18 protein-coding genes are annotated in these 22,091 nt (G+C 54.1%); 6 read left to right on the forward strand and 12 right to left on the reverse strand.

All coding sequences use genetic code 11. The annotated features are described in order from the left end of the window. The first annotated feature begins 62 nt into the window (after positions 1 to 62). Positions 63 to 497, forward strand: a complete 435-nt coding sequence (locus tag C7433_RS21380) for a DUF805 domain-containing protein (RefSeq protein WP_006121293.1) — start codon at positions 63 to 65, stop codon at positions 495 to 497. Here the strand turns inward: C7433_RS21380 and fpr are convergent. After that, positions 488 to 1,234 (reverse strand): ferredoxin--NADP(+) reductase, encoded by a 747-nt coding sequence (gene fpr, locus C7433_RS21385; protein WP_033738099.1) that lies wholly within the window; start codon positions 1,232 to 1,234, stop codon positions 488 to 490. The two genes, C7433_RS21380 and fpr, sit on opposite strands and share 10 nt — an antisense overlap. A gap of 270 nt (positions 1,235 to 1,504) precedes the next feature. Here fpr and emrD point away from each other — a divergent pair, with 270 nt between their 5' ends. Continuing rightward, on the forward strand, positions 1,505 to 2,698 hold the full coding sequence (emrD, locus tag C7433_RS21390; protein WP_304593123.1) for a multidrug efflux MFS transporter EmrD: 1,194 nt from the start codon (positions 1,505 to 1,507) through the stop codon (positions 2,696 to 2,698). Here emrD and glpX read toward each other — a convergent pair. The 3 genes from glpX to C7433_RS21405 form a co-directional block, all read right to left on the reverse strand. Next, a complete protein-coding gene (glpX, locus tag C7433_RS21395) occupies positions 2,688 to 3,698 on the reverse strand; it encodes a class II fructose-bisphosphatase (protein ID WP_110268859.1) in 1,011 nt (336 codons plus the stop codon). The two genes, emrD and glpX, sit on opposite strands and share 11 nt — an antisense overlap. 94 nt (positions 3,699 to 3,792) lie before the next feature. Beyond that, complete coding sequence (glpK, locus tag C7433_RS21400) at positions 3,793 to 5,304, reverse strand: glycerol kinase GlpK (protein ID WP_039342527.1); 1,512 nt, start codon at positions 5,302 to 5,304, stop codon at positions 3,793 to 3,795. 29 nt (positions 5,305 to 5,333) lie between these two features. Then, the gene (locus C7433_RS21405; protein WP_033738104.1) at positions 5,334 to 6,182 is read right to left on the reverse strand and encodes an MIP/aquaporin family protein; all 849 of its coding nucleotides are present in this window, start codon (positions 6,180 to 6,182) and stop codon (positions 5,334 to 5,336) included. Between the two features lie 418 nt (positions 6,183 to 6,600). Here C7433_RS21405 and zapB point away from each other — a divergent pair, with 418 nt between their 5' ends. Beyond that, a complete protein-coding gene (zapB, locus tag C7433_RS21410; RefSeq protein ID WP_006121300.1) occupies positions 6,601 to 6,840 on the forward strand; it encodes a cell division protein ZapB in 240 nt (79 codons plus the stop codon). A gap of 54 nt (positions 6,841 to 6,894) precedes the next feature. Here zapB and rraA read toward each other — a convergent pair whose 3' ends face one another. The 6 genes from rraA to priA form a co-directional block, all read right to left on the reverse strand. After that, positions 6,895 to 7,380, reverse strand: a complete 486-nt coding sequence (gene rraA, locus C7433_RS21415) for a ribonuclease E activity regulator RraA (protein WP_006121301.1) — start codon at positions 7,378 to 7,380, stop codon at positions 6,895 to 6,897. A 160-nt stretch (positions 7,381 to 7,540) separates the two neighbouring features. Then, positions 7,541 to 8,878 carry an HslU--HslV peptidase ATPase subunit gene (gene hslU / locus C7433_RS21420; protein WP_006121302.1) on the reverse strand — a complete coding sequence of 446 codons (1,338 nt, stop codon included), beginning with the start codon at positions 8,876 to 8,878 and terminating at the stop codon, positions 7,541 to 7,543. A gap of 10 nt (positions 8,879 to 8,888) precedes the next feature. Then, entirely contained in the window at positions 8,889 to 9,419 is a 531-nt protein-coding gene (hslV, locus tag C7433_RS21425; protein WP_006121303.1) for an ATP-dependent protease subunit HslV, read from the reverse strand. A gap of 88 nt (positions 9,420 to 9,507) precedes the next feature. After that, positions 9,508 to 10,449 carry a cell division protein FtsN gene (gene ftsN / locus C7433_RS21430; RefSeq protein ID WP_110268860.1) on the reverse strand — a complete coding sequence of 314 codons (942 nt, stop codon included), beginning with the start codon at positions 10,447 to 10,449 and terminating at the stop codon, positions 9,508 to 9,510. 156 nt (positions 10,450 to 10,605) lie between these two features. Then, entirely contained in the window at positions 10,606 to 11,640 is a 1,035-nt protein-coding gene (gene cytR / locus C7433_RS21435; protein ID WP_006121306.1) for a DNA-binding transcriptional regulator CytR, read from the reverse strand. A gap of 164 nt (positions 11,641 to 11,804) precedes the next feature. Next, a complete protein-coding gene (gene priA / locus C7433_RS21440) occupies positions 11,805 to 14,000 on the reverse strand; it encodes a primosomal protein N' (protein ID WP_110268861.1) in 2,196 nt (731 codons plus the stop codon). Between the two features lie 224 nt (positions 14,001 to 14,224). Here priA and rpmE point away from each other — a divergent pair, with 224 nt between their 5' ends. Further along, a complete protein-coding gene (rpmE, locus tag C7433_RS21445; RefSeq protein ID WP_006121308.1) occupies positions 14,225 to 14,440 on the forward strand; it encodes a 50S ribosomal protein L31 in 216 nt (71 codons plus the stop codon). A 74-nt stretch (positions 14,441 to 14,514) separates the two neighbouring features. Here the strand turns inward: rpmE and metJ are convergent, their stop codons facing one another. Further along, a complete protein-coding gene (gene metJ / locus C7433_RS21450) occupies positions 14,515 to 14,832 on the reverse strand; it encodes a met regulon transcriptional regulator MetJ (protein WP_006121309.1) in 318 nt (105 codons plus the stop codon). A 269-nt stretch (positions 14,833 to 15,101) separates the two neighbouring features. On the opposite strand from metJ, the gene metB reads away from it, so the two are divergent. Next, entirely contained in the window at positions 15,102 to 16,262 is a 1,161-nt protein-coding gene (gene metB, locus C7433_RS21455) for a cystathionine gamma-synthase (RefSeq protein WP_006121311.1), read from the forward strand. A gap of 2 nt (positions 16,263 to 16,264) precedes the next feature. Further along, on the forward strand, positions 16,265 to 18,697 hold the full coding sequence (locus C7433_RS21460; protein ID WP_054632886.1) for a bifunctional aspartate kinase/homoserine dehydrogenase II: 2,433 nt from the start codon (positions 16,265 to 16,267) through the stop codon (positions 18,695 to 18,697). A gap of 473 nt (positions 18,698 to 19,170) precedes the next feature. Here the strand turns inward: C7433_RS21460 and ppc are convergent, their stop codons facing one another. Beyond that, positions 19,171 to 21,819 (reverse strand): phosphoenolpyruvate carboxylase, encoded by a 2,649-nt coding sequence (gene ppc / locus C7433_RS21465; protein ID WP_110268862.1) that lies wholly within the window; start codon positions 21,817 to 21,819, stop codon positions 19,171 to 19,173. Between the last annotated feature and the right edge of the window lie 272 nt (positions 21,820 to 22,091).

Raw genomic sequence — 22,091 nt, forward strand, 5'->3', positions numbered from 1 at the left:
AGAACGGTTTTTATCTTCAAGGTCAAAAGTGTGCAGCGTAAAATTTTGTCTAAGGAAAGTGCATGATAATCCAGCAATGGTTTTTCTCTTTTCGCGGGCGCGTAGGGCGTCGGGATTTTTGGCTCTGGCAGGCAATCTGGGTACTGCTAACCAGCCTGCTGTTTTTCCTGGCAGGTAACGATCTGCTGGACACACAGATGGCTGCGTTTGGCATCGTCTGCTTATTGTGGCCTGCCAGCGCGATTGTGGTTAAACGCCTGCACGATCGCGATCGCCGGGGCTACTGGGCCCTCCTGCTGATTGCCGCCTGGCTACTGATGGCAGGCAACTGGAGCATGACGGGAGAGGTCTTACAGTGGCTCATCGGGCGCGTACTGCCCTTTATTATCTTGGCCGGATTGATTCTGGATCTGGGGGTGTTTCGTGGCACCGTCGGCGACAACCGCTTTGGTGCCGCGCCGGTGCCCTTGCGTCTGAAACGCGCGCCTTACCAGTAGTTTTCGCTGGTGATATGGCCGGGTTTGCGCTTAAGGTGCTTGCGCATACCGCGCGTCTCTTTCAGTAACTGCTGCGTATCACGTACCATCTGTGGATTACCACAAACCATGACATGGCTGGTCTCTGCGTCAATGGCTAACCCTGCTGCCTGCTCCAGCTTGCCATTCTCAATCAGGGCCGGAATGCGTCCCGTCAGCGACCCCAGACTTTCCTCACGGCTGACAACCGTGATGATCTGCAACTTACCGTTATAGATTTGCTGGAGTTGCTGCATCAGCGGTAAAAAGCTCAGGTCGGCGGCATAACGGGCGGCATGGACCAGGACGATATTATCGAAGCGATCCAGGCCTTCGCCCTGTTGCAGGATCGACAGGTAAGGGCCCACGGCGGTACCGGTCGCCAGCATCCATAATGTTTGACACTCAGGGACTTCATCCAGAATAAAAAAGCCCGCCGCATCTTTGGTGATCATCACCTGATCACCGGGGCGCAGCGCCTGCAGATGCGGGCTTAATTTGCCGTCGGGTACGGTGACTAAGTAGAACTCAAGCAGGTCGTCATTGGGTGCATTGACGTAAGAGTAAGCTCGCTGCACACGTTCGCCCTCAATTTCGAGTGCCAGTTTTGCGTACTGTCCGGCATGGAAGGGGGCAATCGGTGCCTTAACCCGCAGGCTAAACAGCGCATCGGTCCAGTTTTTCACTTCCTTCACTTGCGCATTGATCCACTCGGCCATAGTGACTCCTTAAGCGTTGATAGTCAGGCGGATAAACATCTTCGCTACTGCTCTGACAGATTACCAGTCGGTAACGGGGCAAAGGCTCTAATCGACAAACTGTAATATTAAGTTTACATCCTGGTTGCATTTATTGACGTGAATGGCGCACCCACTTTGTGTGAATCACTCGCTTTGTCACGTAATCCTGATATTTTCCTGCCACAACCTGTTTCAGCCGTTAGTTGTGCTGTTTAAACGTTCCTTTTCATACAGAATTTTTGTTCAATGATGATGAAGAAGATAGAAAATCGCCCGTTGTTGATCATGCTCATCGCATTGGTCGCAGTAGGGCAGATGGCTCAGACCATTTATGTGCCGGCAATGGCGGCAATGGCGGACGCACTGCAGGTGCGTAACGGCATGATGCAACATGTCATGGCGGCCTATTTAATGACCTATGGTGGATCGCAGCTGATCTATGGCCCGTTGTCTGACAGCGTGGGACGCCGTCCGGTGATCCTGGCGGGCATGGCGATCTTTATGATCGGATCAATAATTGCCTTACTGGCCTCATCACTGGATATGCTGGTCGTTGGCAGTGCGATTCAGGGCGCGGGCACTGGCGTGGCCGGGGTGATGGCGCGGACCATGCCGCGCGACCTCTATAATGGCCATGCGTTACGTCAGGCGAACAGCTGGCTCAACATGGGCGTGCTTGCCAGCCCGTTAGTCGCGCCAGTGATTGGCGCAGCGTTGACACAACTGTTTGGCTGGCATGCCTGTTTCGCTTTTTTACTGCTGTTATGCATGATCGTGACGGTGACTATGGCGTGCTGGTTGCCGGAAACACGCCCGGTCAGCGCCGAAGTAACGCCGTTCCTTAAACGTTACATTCGTCTGTTACGCGATCCGAATTTTGTCCGCTATCTGGTACTGCTGATTGGTGCGCTGTCAGGCATTGCCGTCTTTGAGGCCAGCTGTGGTGTGCTGCTGGGCGGCGTACTGGGTCTGAACAGTTTTACCGTCAGTATCTTGTTCATTCTGCCCATCCCGGCCGCCTTCTTTGGGGCATGGTTTGCCGGGCGTGAGCAGAGTTCCTGGCACAGCCTGATGTGGTTTGGCGTCAACAGTTGCCTGCTGGCAGCAGTGCTGATGTGGGTGCCTGCCTGGTTTGGCATCATGACTATCTGGACGTTATTGATACCGGCATCGCTGTTCTTCTTTGGCGCGGGGATGCTGTTTCCCCTGGCGACATCGGGTGCCATGGAACCCTATGCCTGGCTGGCAGGAAGCGCGGGTGCATTGATTGGTGGTATGCAGAACCTGGGGTCCGGGCTGGTCGCTTCTTTGTCGGCGTTGATGCCACAGCGCGATCAGTTCAGTCTTGGCATGCTGATGTTCGTCACGGCGCTGGTGATGCTGCTCTGCTGGCTACCGCTTTCGCGCCAGCCAGCAGGTGACAATCAGGCGGTTACAGGATAAAAGGGTGCAGAGCTGGATCTTTACGGTCGAGATAATGTACAGACTGAATGCGGCGAATCGTGCGCGATTTGCCGCGTATTAACAGCGTTTCGCTGGTGGCCATATTGCCCTGACGAGTAATACCTTTCAGCAGGTCGCCGCTGGTGATGCCGGTAGCCGCAAAAATGACATTATCATTGCGCGCCATCGTCTGAAGTGGCAGGACCTTTCCTGCTTCGATTCCCATACCAGCACACCGTTTCAGCTCATATTCGCCAATGCGGCGGTTTTCCTCCGTGTCACCTTTCACATGGTGACGTGCCAGTAATCTGCCTTGCATATCACCATCCAGCGCACGGATAACGGCGGCTGAAACCACGCCTTCAGGCGCGCCGCCAATCCCGTACATCACGTCAACTTCACTGTCCGGCATACAGGTCAGTATGGATGCCGCAACGTCGCCATCGGGAAAGGCAAAAATGCGTACGCCCAGCGCTTTAAGCTGTTGGATGACAGCGTCATGGCGCGGCTTGGCCAGAATCGATACGGTGAGCTCTGAGAGCGGTTTATTCATGGCGATCGCGATATTACGCAGGTTAAGCTCAAGCGGTTGGTCCAGATTTATATGGCCGCGCGCCGCTGGACCCACGATAAGCTTCTCCATATACATGTCAGGCGCATGAAGAAAGGTGCCTTTATCGCCTACGGCCATGACGGCAAGCGCATTGGCTTGTCCCATCGCCGTCATGCGTGTGCCTTCAATGGGATCGACCGCAATATCTACCGCGTCACCCTGGCCGGTTCCCACTTTCTCGCCGATATAAAGCATCGGGGCTTCGTCGATTTCCCCTTCGCCAATCACAATCTGGCCATCGATCTGGATGGTATTTAAGACGTGACGCATGGCATGGACCGCCGCACCGTCGGCCGCGTTTTTGTCGCCGCGTCCTAACCATTTATAGCCTGCCAGCGCGGCAGCTTCGGTTACGCGGGAAAATTCAATGGCAAGTTCTCGTTTCATTGTAGGCACCTGACAAAAAACAGGCAGGCAGTGTAGCGGAGGGAGAAGGCGGGGAAAAGGCCCGTGACAGCCGAGGTCACGGGCATAGGGCAGATTACTCTTTTTCTTCCCACGCTTGCGCGCGCGCAACGGCTTTTTTCCAGCCGGCGTAGCGGAAGTTACGCTCTGTGGTTTCAAGCGTTGGACGGAATTCGCGCTCAACGACAGCCTTAGCACGGACTTCATCCAGGTCTTTCCAGAAGCCAACGGCCAGACCCGCCAGATACGCGGCACCCAGTGCTGTGACTTCGCGCACTTCAGGACGCTCAACGCGCGTACCCAGAATGTCAGACTGGAACTGCATCAGGAAGTTATTGGCAACCGCACCACCGTCGACACGGAGTGACTGAAGACGTGTGTTAGCATCGTTTTGCATGGCTTCCAGGACGTCACGCGTCTGGTAAGCGATGGACTCCAGCGTTGCACGGATGATGTGGTTTGCATTCGCACCACGTGTCAGACCGAACAGCGCACCACGCGCATAGGGATCCCAGTAAGGTGCGCCCAGACCGGTAAAGGCTGGCACCATATATACGCCGTTAGAATCTTTCACTTTCATCGCGAAGTATTCAGAGTCAGCTGCATCGCTAATCAACTTCATCTCATCGCGTAACCACTGAATGGCTGCGCCACCGATAAAGACGGCACCTTCCAGCGCGTAGTTCACTTCTCCACGCGGGCCGCAGGCAATAGTCGTCAGCAGACCATGCGTTGAAGTCACCGCTTCGGTACCGGTGTTCATCAGCATAAAGCAGCCGGTGCCGTAGGTGTTTTTCGCCATTCCCGGCTGCACGCACATTTGACCGTAAAGCGCAGCCTGCTGGTCGCCTGCAATACCGGCGATAGGAATACGCGTACCGCCTTTACCACCGATGTTAGTCTGTCCGTATACTTCAGACGAAGATTTCACTTCGGGTAACATTTCACGCGGGATATCAAGAACATCCAACAGGCGTTGATCCCACTCAAGTGTGTGGATGTTGAACAACATGGTACGTGAGGCATTCGTGTAATCGGAGATATGCACACGTCCCTGAGTCATTTTCCAGACCAGCCAGGTATCCACAGTACCGAACAGCAATTCGCCACGTTTTGCACGCTCACGCGCACCTTCAACGTTATCAAGAATCCATTTCACTTTGGTGCCGGAGAAGTAGGGGTTAATCACCAGACCCGTGGTGTGCTGAATGTATTCTTCCAGCCCCTCACTCTTCAGCTTGTGACAGTAGTCAGCGGTACGGGGATCCTGCCAGACAATGGCATTATAAACCGGCTTGCCCGTTTCTTTATCCCAGACGATGGTCGTTTCACGCTGGTTCGTAATACCGATAGCGGCGATTTCATCAGAACGAATATCAGCATGGGCCAGCACTTCTACGAGCGTTGAACTCTGGGACGCCCAAATATCCATAGGGTCATGTTCTACCCAGCCCGCTTTGGGATAGATTTGAGTAAATTCGCGTTGCGATACCGCCACAATGTTAGCGTCATGATCCAGCACAACAGCGCGTGAACTGGTTGTGCCCTGATCCAGAGCGACGATGTATTTTTTATCGGTGGTAGTCATAAATTCATTCCTGATGATAAAAGTGGAACTTACGCTTTACGTTCATGCGCGGACGCAATCGGTTTGTCAGTGCTGGGTGAGGCAATCACCGCGCCGGGCAAATGGCGACCAATCAGGGCGCGATAACCAAAGGCACCCAGGCAAGCACCGACCAGTGGACCAAAAATTGGCACAAGGAAATAAGGGATCTGATGGCCGCCCGTAAAGGCAACGGAGCCCCAACCAGCCAGCCATTCGAAAACTTTAGGTCCGAAATCACGAGCCGGGTTCAGCGCAAAACCGGTCAGTGGACCCATTGAACCGCCAATCACCGCTACCAGCAGGCCAATCAACAGGGGTGCCATTGGACCACGTGGAACGCCGTTGCCGTCATCCGTCAGCGCCATAATCACAGACATCAATACCGCGGTGATGACCATTTCTACCAGGAACGCCTGGCCCACGGAAATCTGTGGATTTGGATAGGTAGAGAAAATGCCGGCCAGACTCAGGCTTTCAACTGAACCGCGCACTATGTTATGACTTTGTTCGAAATTGATAAACAAGCTGTAGTAAAGACCATATACCAGCGCTGCGCCACAGAATGCGCCTGCGACCTGAGACAGGATATAAGGCACGACTTTACGGCCTTCAAAATTAGCGAAAAGACAAAGTGCAATCGTAACGGCTGGATTGAGGTGGGCGCCTGATACGCCAGCACTGAGGTAGACCGCCATTGAAACGGCTAAACCCCAGACGATACAGATTTCCCATTGGCCAAAAGAGGCGCCAGCCAGCTTAAGCGCGGCAACACAACCCGCGCCGAAAAACAGGATCAAACCGGTACCCAGAAATTCGGCAATACACTGACCTTTGAGTGTGGTTGTAGTCTGACTCATGATAGTTGTTCCTGAAGCGAGGTTAAATTTTATCAGTTTTTGTTCTCAGTCCGTGAGTCACCCATCTTCGTTGTAGGGCTGATGTTAATTTATCGTTAACGAGCATAAACGAGAAATAGCGAAATTGATTTTTGTGTGGCGCGTCAAAAAAATGCGCGTTTTCGCGTGTTTCAGTTTTCTTTAAGCACCATTGAGTGCCTTTCTGCGGGCTTTCTTCAGGCTCTGACAGTAATGCGCGCAGCAAAAAGTGGTTTTTAGGGATAGGCTGAAAAGTGGTACTGACAGTGGACTGCAGGCCTGCGTTGCTGGACTTGCGGGATGAGGCTACATACAATCGGGACAACGTTGCTGGTAAACGCCTTGTGTGCGAAAGCTGGCATCATCAACGCCTTGCAGGATTTTAGGAGAGGTCAGAAAGATGTCATTTGAAGTGTTTGAGAAACTGGAAGCGAAAGTACAGCAGGCGATTGATACTATCACCTTGCTGCAAATGGAAATTGAAGAGCTGAAAGAGCAGAACAACAACCTGCGCAATGAGGCGCAGAACGCAGCCGGCAACCACGAAGCTCTGATGCGTGAAAATCAGCATCTGAAAGAGGAGCAGCATGTCTGGCAAGAACGCCTGCGTGCCTTGTTGGGAAAAATGGAAGAGGTTTAAGCCTCTGCTGATACAAAAACGGGTGCCACTGGCACCCGTTTTCGTTTGCAGACATTATTCAATATCAAGCGGGTCTTCCGACAAAATCATACCGGTGTTGTCTGCATACAGGTGATCGCCGGAGAAAAAAGTGACACCACCAAAATTCACGCGCACATCGCTTTCACCAATCCCTTCGCCCGCTGCGCCCACCGGAATGGCTGCAATGGCCTGGATACCAATTTCCAGCTCTTCCAGTTCGTCAACCTGACGAACTGAACCGTAAACGACGATGCCTTCCCACTCATTCTGTGCTGCCAGACGCGCAAGTTGTGCATCCACTAACGCACGGCGCACTGAACCGCCGCCATCAATTAACAGTACGCGACCCCGGCCATTCTCTTCCAACAGATCGTAAAGCAGGCCGTTATCTTCAAAGCATTTCACTGTGGTTATCTGACCGCCGAATGAGGTCCGCCCACCGAAATTTGAGAAAAGCGGTTCAACAACATTCACTTCTTCGTGGTAGATGTCGCAGAGTTCAGAAGTATCGTATTTCATAAGGGTTTCGTCTGTTTGCCACAGGAGCGCTAAGTATATCGCTTTATGCTAATTGTTGGCAAAATCATCAACCGTAAAAAAACGGTCCTGCATCAAGCGCATGCAGAAAAAAGCCCAGACGTAATGTCTGGGCTTTGATACAACGCATGGACGCGGAGTGTTACAGAATAAAGCGGCTTAAATCTTCATCTGCAACCAGTTCATCCAGATGCTTGCCGACGTAATCAGCATCGATGGTTACGGACTCTCCACTGCGATCGCTGGCATCGTAAGAAATATCTTCCATCAGGCGCTCCAGCACGGTATGCAGACGACGCGCACCGATGTTTTCGGTCGTTTCGTTGACCTGCCAGGCCGCTTCCGCGATACGGCGAATACCATCGTCGGTGAAGTGAATGTTCACGCCTTCGGTATTCATCAGCGCTTTGTACTGTACGGTGACGGAGGCATTCGGTTCAGTCAGAATGCGCTCGAAATCATTGACCGTCAGCGCCTGCAGTTCAACGCGAATCGGTAAACGGCCCTGTAGCTCAGGAATCAAATCAGACGGGCTGGCCACCTGGAATGCGCCCGAGGCGATAAACAGGATATGGTCAGTTTTAACCATGCCATGCTTTGTCGACACGGTACAGCCCTCTACCAGTGGCAGCAGGTCGCGCTGGACACCTTCGCGCGAAACATCGGGGCCACCGGCGTTCTGGCCGCCGCGTTTACAGATCTTATCGATCTCATCGATGAAGACGATGCCGTGCTGTTCAACCGCGTCGATAGCATCCTGTTTCAGTTCTTCCGGGTTAACCAGCTTAGCCGCTTCCTCTTCAATCAACAGCTTCATCGCTTCTTTGATTTTGAGTTTGCGTGGCTTTTGCTTTTGACCACCCAGATTCTGGAACATGGACTGTAGCTGGCTGGTCATCTCTTCCATGCCCGGCGGTGCCATGATTTCTACACCCGGCCCTGTTACAGCTAAGTCGATCTCGATTTCTTTATCATCGAGCTGGCCTTCACGCAACTTCTTACGGAAAGACTGACGCGCAGATGAGGGCTCACTGGTGTGTTCAGCCTGTCCCCAGTTATTTTTTGCCGGCGGGATGAGGACATCCAGGATACGCTCTTCCGCCATTTCTTCTGCGCGGTATTTGTTCTTCTCAATGGCCTGGCTGCGCACCATTTTAATCGCGGAGTCCGTCAGGTCGCGAATGATGGAGTCGACTTCTTTACCGACATAACCCACTTCGGTGAACTTGGTGGCTTCCACCTTGATGAAGGGGGCGTTAGCCAGTTTTGCCAGTCGGCGAGCAATTTCCGTTTTACCCACACCGGTCGGGCCGATCATGAGAATGTTTTTCGGTGTCACTTCGTGACGCAACTCTTCATCAAGCTGCATACGGCGCCAGCGATTACGCAGCGCGATGGCCACGGCGCGCTTGGCGCTGTCCTGACCAATGATAAAGCGGTTCAGTTCGCTGACGATTTCGCGTGGAGTCATTTCAGACATGGTTAAATCCTTACGACTTAGACGTTAATTCTTCAAAATTAACGTTGTGGTTAGTGTAGATGCAAATATCGCCAGCGATATTCAGCGATTTCTCAACGATGTCACGTGCGCCCAGCTCTGTATTCTCCAGGAGTGCGCGCGCCGCCGCCTGGGCGAAGGGACCGCCTGAACCGATGGCAATAAGATCGTTTTCAGGCTGAATGACGTCACCATTACCACTGATAATCAGCGAGGCGGATTCATCGGCCACCGCCAGTAGCGCTTCAAGACGGCGCAACATCCGATCGGTGCGCCAGTCTTTCGCCAGCTCAACGGCCGCTTTCACCAGATGGCCCTGATGCATTTCAAGTTTACGTTCGAAGAGTTCAAACAGGGTAAAGGCATCGGCGGTACCGCCAGCGAAGCCAGCAATGACTTTATCGTTGTAAAGACGACGCACTTTTTTAACGTTGCCTTTCATTACGGTATTACCGAGCGTAGCCTGGCCATCACCGCCAATCACTACCTGGCCGTTGCGTCGAACACTTACTATTGTTGTCACGGGCAGACCCCTTTTACTGTCGGAAAAAAGCTCCGCGCACAAGGCGCGGAGGATCATGCAGACAGATATGGGGCGGGTTTGACGGGTTTCAACCCCCAATGGCGAGCGGAATGCAGCCGGAATGGCCTGACGCACGCAGACGTTTCAGCGTACTGTCGGCACTGGCCCGATCTTTAAAGGGCCCGACCACCACACGGTTCCAGCCGCCGCCGGAGGTGAGGCGACTTTCAAAACCTTCGAACGCCAGGGCAGCACGCACGGATTCAGCCTGTTCTGTTCCCTTGAACGAACCGCACTGCACCATCCAGCGTTGCGATGCCGCTTTTTCAGCAGGTTTCGTTTTCGCCGTATCCTGTGTCTTAGGCTGGGCGGTAGGTTCGCGTGTCACCGGCGCAGGTTGTGACTGCTGCTGGGTATTCTGCTGTTGCTGGCGCTGCATATGTTGTTCCTGAATCTGCTGGCGCGGCTGTTGTACCTGCTGCTGACGTTGCTGCACCTGCTGTTGCTGACGCTGGAATTGTTGCACCTGTTGTTGATGCTGGTATTGCTGAACCTGTTGTTGATGTTGCAGCGTTTGCTGCCGCTGTGCCGGGGTTTGCTCGTTCCACGGGACTTCGTTCAACTGGGTAGGCTGCTGGCGCATATCTGCCTGCATTTGTTCCAGCAACTGACGTTGCTCATCCGTCAACTGGGTATGTGACTGGACTTCGCCACCCGAGGTTGGTTCGCTGGGCGTTGGAACGGTAACCTGACGATTTTCAAGCTCTTTTATGTATTTCCAGCGTTCTTCAGGCTTGGGCGGCAAGCCATTACCGTTGGCTTTATGATCCGTAATGACCGGCACATCTTCCTTCTTATGATGCGCAAGGAACCATAAACCACCGGCAAAGGTCACTAATACAGCCACCGCCAGTACAATCATAAGTTTAGAGGTGCCTGAACCGCTTTTCGTTTTTTTACCACGGCTGGGGCTTTTCTTGCGACGCGTCCCTGTTGAACGCCCGCGGCCTACATAATCTTTTTGTGCCACTCTCGTCCTGATACCCTTCAAAATATGATGCCATGTGGGCGAATCCGTTGTTACCACACGCCCGGCAAGGAGCCCGCCATGTTACTTAAGGGCTGGAACTTTGACCAGCAATGATAGCCCTAAGAATCTCCTGAAAATAGCGGAACATTTTCTGTATCAACGCCCCATTTTTGCCAATGTTGTGCTACCGCGTATCACTAATTCTGCGTCGAGTAACTTTGACCCGCTCCGCGTGCCTTTCCCCTGAAGTTCGTTCAGCAGTAGCAGCACCGCTTCCCGGCCAATGTCAAAACAGGGTTGTTTCACCGTGGTCAGCGGCGGTTCGCAGTAGCGCGACAGCTCGATGTCATCGAATCCCACCACGGACAGGTCTTCCGGCACACGTAAGCCCAGTTTTTTTGCCTGACTGATGGCACCGATGGCCATGATATCGCTGTGACAAAACAGGGCCTGCGGGGGCTCGGCTAAGGTCATGAGCTGATTGATCGCGGCCACACCTGATTCGAAAGTGAAATCTCCCCGAACAATACAGGTCGGATCGACGCTAATCCCGCTGCGTCGTAACGCCTGTACGTAGCCCTGCAGACGATACTGACACAGGGCGACATCTTCCGGACCGGCCAGGCAGGCGATGCGTTTATGGCCTAACTCCAGCAGATGGTTAACGGCAACAAATGAGGCGGTAAGATTGTCGATATTCACCGTCGGCAACGACATCTCGGGATCGAACTCAATCGCCATCACCATGGGCGGAAGATTACGTTGTTCGTCCGGGCTGACGTCAAAAGGCAACTGCGCGCCCAGCAGCACCATGCCATCAATCTGACGTGTCAGTATCAGGTTGAGAAATGTCCACGCCTGCGGTTTCTGATGCGCACAATCGCCGATAAGCACGAGATAACCGGCTTCTGAGGCGGCGACTTCAACGCCGCGAATAATGTCGCTGAAAAAGGGATCGCAGATATTGGGGACGATCAACAAAATCGTTTGTGTGTCGTTGCGCCGGGAATGTCGTGTCATGCTTTGCGACGCATAGCCTACGGCCGCGACGGCCTGTTCCACCTTTTGGCGAGTGGCCGAAGAGACTTTTTCGGGATTCATCAGCGCACGCGACACGGTAGCAGTGGAGACGCCGGCTTTTTCTGCGACGTCTTTCATGGTGGCGGCGGCCGGCGGTTGATTCTGATCCAACACATGCTCCTGATGCGTAATCGCGCATTCAACGTTCGTATCGACGGGTATAAAAACAAGCCGGGCACTATTGTTATCGATTGGCCAACAAGGCTGTTACTTAATTTGCATAAAAATTGTGACTTATGCGACGTATTTCGATCCCGCTCGCAACCTGGCCGGCCTTAACTTTCGGTAGGATCGACATCCAGCGTCCACTTCACCTTTCGTGAGGCGGGCAAGGTTGTGACCAGCGGTAACGAACTGCTCAGCAACTGTTGCAGGCGTTTACGCGAGGGATGCTGAACCAGTAACTGCCAGCGCCAGCGGCCACTGCGTTTGGGCTGCAAGGCAGGTAACGGGCCCATAAACCACATTGACGCATCGTTATGCGGGCTGGCTTCCAGCATATTGCGTAGCTGTTGCAGAAATTCTGCAGCCTGATGATTATCCATGTCTTCTGCCCGGAATAAGGCATGGTGCGTCCAGGGAGGTAAAAAGACCGACTGGCGCTCCAGCAACGTTTGTTGTGCGAAAGCGAAGTAGCCCTGATGCAGCAGCGTTTGCAGCAGGGGATGATCAGGATGATGGGTTTGCAGTAAAACCTCACCTTGCTTACCGGCACGTCCGGCACGTCCTGCCACCTGGGTATACAGTTGAGCAAAGCGTTCCGCGGCACGGAAATCGGCTGAGAACAAGGCACCGTCTACATCCAGCAGCGACACTAAGGTGACATCCGGGAAATGATGACCTTTTGCCAGCATCTGCGTGCCAACCAGAATACGCGCGCCCCCGCGATGAACGTCGGCGAGGTGCTGTTCAAGAGCGCCTTTTCGGCTGGTGGTATCACGGTCAATGCGTGAGACAGGGACGCCGGGAAAAAGGGTGCCCAGCTGTTGCTCCAGCTGTTCCGTGCCCACACCGACCGGCAGTAAATGTGTTGAACCACATTGCGGGCACTGATGCGGCAGCGGTCGTTGACTGTCACAGTGGTGGCAACGCAACTGGCGGTGATGCTGATGCAGCGTGTAATAACGGTCGCAGCGCTGGCATTCGGCGATCCAGCCGCAATCGTGACAGAGCAGAGCCGGCGAAAAACCGCGGCGGTTCAGAAACAGCAGAACCTGGTTATCGGCTTTCAGGTGCTGACGCATTTTGAAGATCAGGGCAGGTGCCAGGCCACCAGTAAGTTGTGCCCCTTTCAGGTCGATCAACTGCTGCAGTGCCGGTTTAGCATTGCCGGCACGCTTCATCAGATCAAGCTGGCGATATTTACCGTTACGCACGTTATACAGGGTTTCCAGTGCCGGCGTTGCGGATCCCATGACAACAGGAATGTCTTCTTCATGCGCGCGGAAAACAGCCAGATCCCGTGCCTGATAGCGCCAGCCTTCCTGTTGCTTATAGGAACTGTCGTGCTCTTCATCAATAATGATCACGCCCGGTCGCGCCATGGGGGTAAAGAGCGCGGAACGCGTACCAATAATGATGGCGTTTTCCCCCCGTCGCGCCCGCAGCCACACGGACAGACGCTCGCTGTCATTAAGTCCCGAATGCAGGACATCCACCGGCGCGTCAAAACGTTCACGGAAACGGGCAATGGTTTGTGGCGTCAGGCCAATTTCCGGTACCAGCACCAGTGCCTGTTTCCCCCGCGCCAGCACATTTTCCAGTACGCTGAGATACACCTCGGTTTTACCGGAACCTGTAATTCCTGCCAGCAGCCAGGCGGCATAGTGCTCATCTTCTCCCCGAATGGCGCCCACCGCAGTCGCCTGATCGGTGTTCAGGCGCAGACGCTCACCCTTTACCGCAAACGCGGTTCGCCAGTCATGCATTTGCGGCTGGTGCTCGTGCAATTCGCAAAGCCCTTTCGCGCGCAACGCCTGCATAGCCGCCTCGGTCAGGTCATGTTCACTGACTTCATGACGATAGAGCGGTTGCTGGCGCAGCACCGCCAGACCTTGCTGCTGCCTGGGCGCGCGTTTAAGACTTTCCGGGGACGTCGCGCGGCCCTGTTCGGTGATTTCCCAGCGCCACAGGGGATCATCCTGAGCCGGTTTACCTTGTCTGAGGAGTACCGGAATGGCATGGCTGAGCACCTCACCCAGCGGAGAGTGATAATAGTCGGCTGCCCAGTGAAGAATACGCCACAGAGAGGACGGAAACAGGGATTCCCTGTCCAGAACGGTAAGCACCTGTTTAAGCTGTGAGGTCGCCAGATCGCTGCTGTCAGAGAACGCCACCACAATGCCGATCATTTTTCGGTTACCAAATGGCACGATCACGCGACCGCCAGTCACCGGCTGCACACCCTCAGGCGGCAGATAGTCAAAAAGGCGGGGAAGGGGAACGGGCAGGGCAACCTGAACAACGGGCATAACTTTCTCTTTCCGGTTCATCTGACAGGGCGATTAGTGTACACGCTGGCGCACAGGACGGATATCTCAGGCGACATTTGCAGCAGCAAACATTAGCCTGTATAATATGCCGCCTTCGGTAGGAAAGACCTTACCGGAGTACACCATTAATGTTCAATCGCGTGTGGTGCTGCGCAGGTTTCGTCCTGGCGCGGAGAGCGACACGGCCTTCTATGAGGTTTCCCATGAAACAAGGTATTCACCCTAAATACGAAGCAGTTACCATCAACTGTACTTGCGGTAACGTGATTCACACTCGCTCTACGCTGACTCACGAACTGAACCTGGACGTTTGTGGTAAGTGCCACCCGTTCTACACCGGTAAGCAGCGTGAAGTTGCCACTGGTGGCCGCGTTGACCGCTTCAACAAGCGTTTCAGCGTGCCAGGCACCAAAAAATAAGAAACGGCATTCGAACATTTGTTCGGCGGCAAGAAAAACCCAGCTCAGGCTGGGTTTTTTTATGTCTGGCTGACTCAGTATTCCCAGGTGTCCGGGTCAATGCCCATCTCGCGCATAATTTTCTTCGCTTCTTCCGGGATTTCGTCGTTACGTTCTTTACGCAAATCGACATCATTTGGTAACGGTTGTCCGGTAAAAGCATGCAAGAAGGCTTCGCACAGGAGCTCACTGTTGGTCGCATGGCGCAGGTTATTCACCTGACGACGTGTCCGTTCGTCAGTCAAAATCTTTAACACGCTCAACGGAATAGAAACCGTGATTTTTTTAACCTGTTCGCTCTTCTTGCCGTGCTCAGCGTACGGGCTGATATATTCGCCGTTCCATTCAGCCATGGGATACCTTAATCAATAAAAGTTAAAAGTTACGAAATCAGCCGATTATGCCTGATTTTCTTCTACCGGACCCCTTCTCTGGCGGGTTTCTTCGTCCAACACAGGAAGAAAATGGGTTGAACGCCAGCATGGGCGCATAATTTTAGCGGTTATTGCGGCCATGCTCAATCTATACGCAAAGACATTTGGATGTCCAGATGTATTGACGTCTAAATGTAAGCTGATATCCTGTGGTCAGTTTATCTCTCACTTCAGGAACAGTTAGCCCTATGACGCGTAAACAGGCAACCATCGCAGTGCGCAGCGGTTTGAATGACGACGAGCAATATGGCTGCGTTGTCCCGCCCATCCACCTTTCCAGCACCTATAACTTCCATGATTTCAATGAACCGCGAGCCCACGATTATTCTCGTCGTGGTAATCCTACGCGCGACGTTGTGCAACGTGCGCTGGCAGAGCTGGAAGGCGGGGCGGGCGCGGTATTGACTAATACCGGCATGTCCGCCATTCATCTGGTCACAACGGTTTTCCTGAAGCCTGGCGATTTGCTGGTGGCGCCGCACGACTGCTATGGCGGCAGCTACCGTCTGTTCGATAGTTTAAGCAAGCGCGGTGCTTATCGGGTGAAGTTTGTCGATCAAGGCGACAGTGCCGCGCTACAGGCTGCGCTGGACGAGAAACCTCAGCTCGTATTAGTAGAAAGCCCCAGTAACCCGCTGCTGCGTGTCGTCGATATCGCGGCCATCTGCGACGCCGCGCGCAAAGTAGGCGCAGTAAGCGTTGTGGACAACACCTTTATGAGTCCGACGCTGCAAAACCCGCTGGCGCTGGGCGCGGATCTGGTTATTCACTCCTGTACCAAATATTTAAACGGGCACTCCGATGTCGTGGCTGGCGCTGTTATTGCCAAAGATCCTCAGGTCGCGACCGATCTGGCGTGGTGGGCGAATAATATTGGCGTGACCGGTTCCGCTTTTGACAGCTACCTGCTGTTACGTGGTATGCGTACGCTGGGTCCGCGTATGGCCGCTGCTCAGCGTAATGCGTTAGAAATTGTTGCTTATCTGAAGCAGCAGCCCCTGGTGAAAAAGTTGTATCATCCTTCTCTGCCAGAAAATGCCGGGCATGAAGTCGCTGCGCGTCAGCAGCGTGGGTTTGGCGCCATGCTCAGTTTCGAACTGGATGGCGATGAAGCGCGTTTGCGTCGTTTCCTGAAAGCGCTTGAACTGTTTACGCTGGCTGAATCACTGGGTGGCGTTGAGAGCTTAATCTCGCATACCGCGACCATGACACACGCTGGCATGTCTGCAGAAGCCCGTGCCGCAGCAGGTATTTCTGAAACATTGCTCCGTATTTCTGTGGGGATTGAAGACCACGAAGATTTAATTGCCGATTTGGATAATGCATTCCGGATCGCAGCAGAGGATTAACCATGACGATTTCAGCAGGCGCAGGAACGCCAAACAACAGACAGCTCCACAAGTTTGGTGGCAGCAGCCTTGCCGATGCACGCTGCTACCAGCGTGTTGCCAGCATCATGGCGGATTACAGCCAGCCAGGCGACATGATGGTGGTCTCAGCCGCAGGTTCAACGACCAATCAGCTGATTAGCTGGCTGAAACTGAGCCAGAGTGACCGCTTGTCCGCGCATCAGGTGCAGCAGACATTACGTCGTTATCAGAGTGAGCTCATCAGTGCCCTGTTGCCTGCCGAAATCGCCGAACCTTTAATATCGGCCTTTATTCGCGATCTTGAGAAGCTTGCCGGATTACTCGATGGTACCGTTACCGACGCGGTTTATGCGGAAGTCGTGGGCCATGGTGAAGTCTGGTCGGCACGTTTAATGTCCGCCGTGCTGAATCAACACGACCTGCAGGCCTGCTGGCTGGATGCGCGCGATTTTCTGCGTGCAGAACGTGCCGCGCAGCCTCAGGTTGATGAAGGAAAATCCTGGCCGTTGTTACAAACGCTGCTGGCCCAGCATCCTCATAAACGTATCGTGGTGACGGGCTTTATCTGCGCCAACGATGCGGGTGAAACCGTGTTGCTGGGGCGTAATGGCTCTGATTACTCCGCCACACAAATTGGTGCGCTGGCCGGTGTGGGACGCGTCACTATCTGGAGTGATGTGGCGGGTGTTTACAGTGCTGATCCACGTAAAGTTTCTGATGCCTGTCTGCTGCCGCTGCTGCGTCTTGATGAGGCCAGTGAACTGGCGCGTCTCGCCGCACCGGTGCTGCATACCCGCACCTTACAGCCCGTTTCCGGCAGCGACATCGATTTGCAGTTGCGCTGTAGCTATCAGCCAGAACAGGGCTCAACCCGTATTGAGCGCGTCCTCGCTTCCGGAACGGGCGCACGCATTGTGACCAGTCACGATGATGTGTGTCTGGTCGAAATCCAGCTTCCCGGGCAGCACGATTTTACGCTCCTGCGCAAAGAGATCGATCAGTTGCTCACGCGCGCGCAGATGCGCCCACTGGCAATGGGCGTTCATCCTGATCGTCAGCTGCTGCAACTCTGTTACACCTCTGAAGTGGTTAACAGCGCCTTCACGTTGTTGCAGGACGCAGGCTTACCCGGACATTTACAGTTACGTGATGGCTTAGCGCTGGTAGCGCTGGTCGGAGCTGGCGTAACTCGTAATCCGTTGCATACGCACCGTTTCTGGCAGCAGTTGAAAGATCAGCCGGTTGAGTTTGTTTGTCAGTCGCCAGAACATATCAGCGTGGTGGCGGTCCTGCGCGTGGGGCCGACGCAGCATTTAATTCAGGGCTTACACAGCTCCCTGTTCCGTGCCGAAAAGCGAATTGGCCTGATGCTGTTTGGCAAAGGCAATATCGGCTCACGCTGGCTGGAACTGTTTGCGCGTGAGCAGGAAACCTTGTCAGCACGAACCGGTTTTGAATTTGTGCTCGCGGGTGTGGTCGACAGTCAACGCAGCCTGCTGAACTATGACGGGCTTGATGCCAGCCGCGCGCTGGCCTTCTTTGACGATGAAGCGGAAACACGTGATGAAGAATCGCTGTTTCTGTGGATGCGGGCGCATCCTTACGATGATCTTGTGGTGCTGGACGTCACCGCCAGTAAACCACTGGCACAGCAGTATCTGGATTTTGCCAGTCATGGCTTCCACGTGATTAGCGCTAATAAGATTGCGGGCGCGTCCGACACGCAAACCTGGCGTGAGATTCGCGATGCCTTCGAAAAAACCGGGCGTCACTGGTTATATAACGCCACCGTAGGCGCAGGTTTACCCATCAACCATACGGTGCGGGATCTGCGTGAAAGTGGCGATACCATTCTGTCGATTAGCGGTATTTTCTCAGGCACATTGTCCTGGCTGTTCCTGCAGTTTGACGGGACGGTGCCCTTTACCGAACTGGTGGATCAGGCATGGCAGCAGGGCTTAACCGAGCCGGATCCGCGTGTTGATCTGTCTGGCGAGGATGTGATGCGTAAGCTGGTCATTTTGGCCCGTGAAGCGGGCTATAACATTGAACCCGATCAGGTACGCGTCGAGTCACTGGTGCCCCAGAACTGTGATGAATCCGTCGACCATTTCTTCGAGAACGGTGACGAACTTAACGAGCAGATGCTGCAACGGTTTGAAGCCGCTCAGGAAATGGGGCTGGTCCTGCGTTACGTGGCACGGTTTGATGCCAATGGCAAAGCACGTGTGGGTGTGGAAGCCGTTCGTCCTGAGCATCCTCTGGCAGCCTTACTGCCCTGCGATAATGTGTTTGCCATCGACAGCCGCTGGTATCGCGATAATCCTCTGGTGATTCGCGGACCTGGCGCGGGTCGTGACGTCACGGCAGGCGCGATACAGTCTGATATCAATCGCCTCGCGCAACTCCTCTAAACAGGTTTCAACACAGGTGCTCCGGCACCTGTTTTTTTGCCCTGTTTCTGCTCGCCGATGTCATAACGTGCGGTAACGTTTGCCTGCCTGTGGCGCCATTTTGACTGGCGCTGAGGGGAGCATCGATCACGTTGAATGTCTGAACGTCTCACTATGTTGGGGGGAAGCGTTGGGTGGTGGTGGCAGGATGCGTTTTTTTGCCGGTCAGCGCTAAACGGACAGATTACTCTTCATTCTTCCCGCCCCGGATCAGCGAAATGGCAGAGAAGCTATGGCATGCCATTGGTCACCTGAGCCTGCTACGAGCAGGGTGAATATTCTGTCACGCGAAAGGGTAAAAGACCGGCATTTCTACAATCTGAAAGGTGCGATACCTTTTGCCCCCGCGTCAGTTGGGCGACCTGTAATGGCGATATGAGGATGGCGTTAACTGATACGAAACAGGGCGGTATCAACCGCCCTGTTTCTGTGAGTTAACCTGTATTACGCATCCCTGCAGCGACACCGGCAATCGTTACCATCAGCGCCTGTTCGACGCGCGCATCCGGTTCTTCACCACGGGCTTCCTGTGCACGTGAACGGTGAAGCAGCTCTGCCTGGAGTACGTTCAGGGGATCGGTATAAACGTTACGCAGGGCAATCGATTCGGCAATCCACGGCTGGTCCGCCATCAGATGGGAATCGTTGGCGATGGTCAGCACCGCTTTAATATCGGCATCCAGCTGGTCACGCAGCTGTTTACCTAATGGCCATAACGATTTATCAACCAGTCGCTGATCGTAATACTCCGCCAGCCACAGGTCTGCTTTCGAAAACACCATTTCCAGCATACCAAGGCGGGTTGAGAAAAAGGGCCAGTCGCGGCACATGGCCTCAAGCTGATCCTGATGGCCTGCCAGCATCGCCTGCTGCAGGGCGGCGCCCGCGCCCAGCCAGGCGGGTAACATCAGGCGGTTTTGCGTCCAGGCAAAAATCCAGGGAATGGCGCGCAGGGATTCCACACCGCCCGTCGGACGACGCTTCGCCGGACGAGAGCCCAGGGGCAGCTTGCCCAGTTCCTGCTCAGGGGTTGCGGAACGGAAGTAAGGCACAAAATCCTTATTCTCACGCACATAACCCCGGTACATGGCGCAGGAGTCGGCAGAAAGCTGGTTCATGATATTACGCCATTCCGGTTTGGGTTCCGGCGGCGGCATCAGGTTGGCTTCCAGAATCGCGCCGGTATAAAGCGACAGGCTGGCGATAGTGACTTCCGGCAAGCCGTACTTGAAGCGAATCATTTCGCCCTGTTCCGTCACGCGCAGGCCGCCTTTGAGGCTGCCTGGCGGCTGGGACAGCAGTGCGGCATGCGCGGGTGCACCACCGCGGCCGATGGTGCCGCCGCGTCCGTGGAATAGCGTGAGGGAAACGCCCGCCTTTTCGCAGGTTTTAATCAGTGCATCCTGTGCCTGGTATTGTGCCCAGCTGGCGGCCATCACGCCGGCATCTTTCGCCGAGTCGGAATAGCCAATCATGACCATTTGTTTGCCCTGAATAAAACCACGGTACCAGTCGATGTTAAGCAGTTTGCTCATCACATCATTGGCATTGTTCAGGTCATCCAGGGTTTCAAACAGGGGAGCAACCGGCATAGCGAACGGAATGCCAGCCTCTTTCAGTAACAGATGGACGGCAAGGACATCAGACGGCGTTTTCGCCATCGAAATGACATAGGCTGCGATAGAGCCCTGGGGCGCTTCTGCCACTACTTTGCAGGTTTCCAGCACTTCGCGGGTTTCGTCACTCGGTTCCCAACTGCGTGGAAGTAAAGGGCGCTTGGAGTTCAGCTCACGGATAAGAAAAGCCTGCTTGTCGGCTTCCGACCAGCTTTCATAATCGCCCAGGCCCAGATAGCGGGTAATTTCAGCGATAGCTTCAGTGTGACGGGTGCTTTCCTGACGGACGTCGATGCGAACCAGCGGCACGCCAAAGCATTTCACACGGCGCAGCGTATCCAGTAACTGACCGTTGGCAATAATGCCCATGCCGCACTGCTGCAGGGACTGATAGATAGCGAAAAGCGGATCCCACAACTGCGCGTTGGAGACCAGCAGGTCTGCCGGGCGGGGCAAGCGCTCGCCTTTCAGGCGGCGCTCCAGGTAAGCCTGGGTAGACATTAGCTGACTGCGCAGACGCTTTAAGATCACGCGATACGGCTCCAGCGCCTCAGGATCGCCACTCAGCTCGGCAACTTCCTGACTGCATTCGGACATCGACAGTTCCGAAATCAACACGCCAATATCGCGCAGAAACAGATCGGTGGCTTTCCAGCGGCTGAGCTGCATAACATGGCGGGTAATGGCGGCGGTGACGTTCGGGTTACCGTCACGGTCTCCGCCCATCCAGGAGGTGAACTGCACCGGCACAAAATCAACCGGTAACTTAATGCCAAACGTCTCTTCTACCTGCTCATTCAGCTCACGCAAAAATGCAGGTACACCTTCCCACAGGCTGTTTTCAACGACGGCAAATCCCCACTTGGCTTCATCAACCGGCGTGGGACGGTATTTACGGATCTCATCCGTATGCCAGGCCTGCGCGACCAGTTGGCGCAGGCGGCGCATAATCTGGTTGCTTTCGTATTCAGAGATATCGCTGTGGTCGAGTTGTTCAAGACAGCTGTTGACCTCGCCCAGTTTGTGAATCAGCGTGCGGCGTGTAATTTCAGTAGGGTGCGCGGTTAAAACCAGTTCAAGGGAAAGTGATTCAATGGCTTTATGAATCGCACTTTCACTGAGATTATTTTGCTTGAGAGTTTCAAATGTTTTTTTCAACAGTTCAGGGTGGTTTGCGCCATCGCCGCTGCGGGAAATCGTTTGATACTGCTCAGCCACGTTAGTGAGGTTGAGGAACTGACTAAAGGCACGCGCCACGGGCAATAACTCGTCATTTGACAGGTTTTGCAGCGTATTCAGCAATTCCTTACGATGAGTGTCATTTCCTGCACGGGATGACTTAGAGAGCTTACGGATGGTTTCCACCTGGCCCAGGATATTCTCTCCCAGCGCATCCTTAATCGTATCCCCGAGCAGTTTGCCGAGCATACTGACATTACTTCGCATTGCGGAATATTGTTCGTTCATGTGACCCTGACACCCTTATCGTCTTGATAAACCGCTATACCCGGCCTTTTCAGGCAGCAGAAAAGCCAGCAACGTCGTCCTCCCGGCTCTGACCGGGGTTCTTCAGTTGCTGCCCGTCGCAAGCTGAATAAAGTGGGATGATTGCCCAGTGGGTATAACATCGTCTTTTATCTAGCCACGTAATCAGGCGTTCGTCAAATGACTTAAAGTGAGGGAAACGTGCAGCTAACTGACGGAAATTCATGGAATTTGATAGCGGCGAAGCGGGATAA

The organism is Pantoea sp. PNA 03-3 (assembly GCF_003201175.1).
Lineage (GTDB): Bacteria > Pseudomonadota > Gammaproteobacteria > Enterobacterales > Enterobacteriaceae > Pantoea > Pantoea stewartii.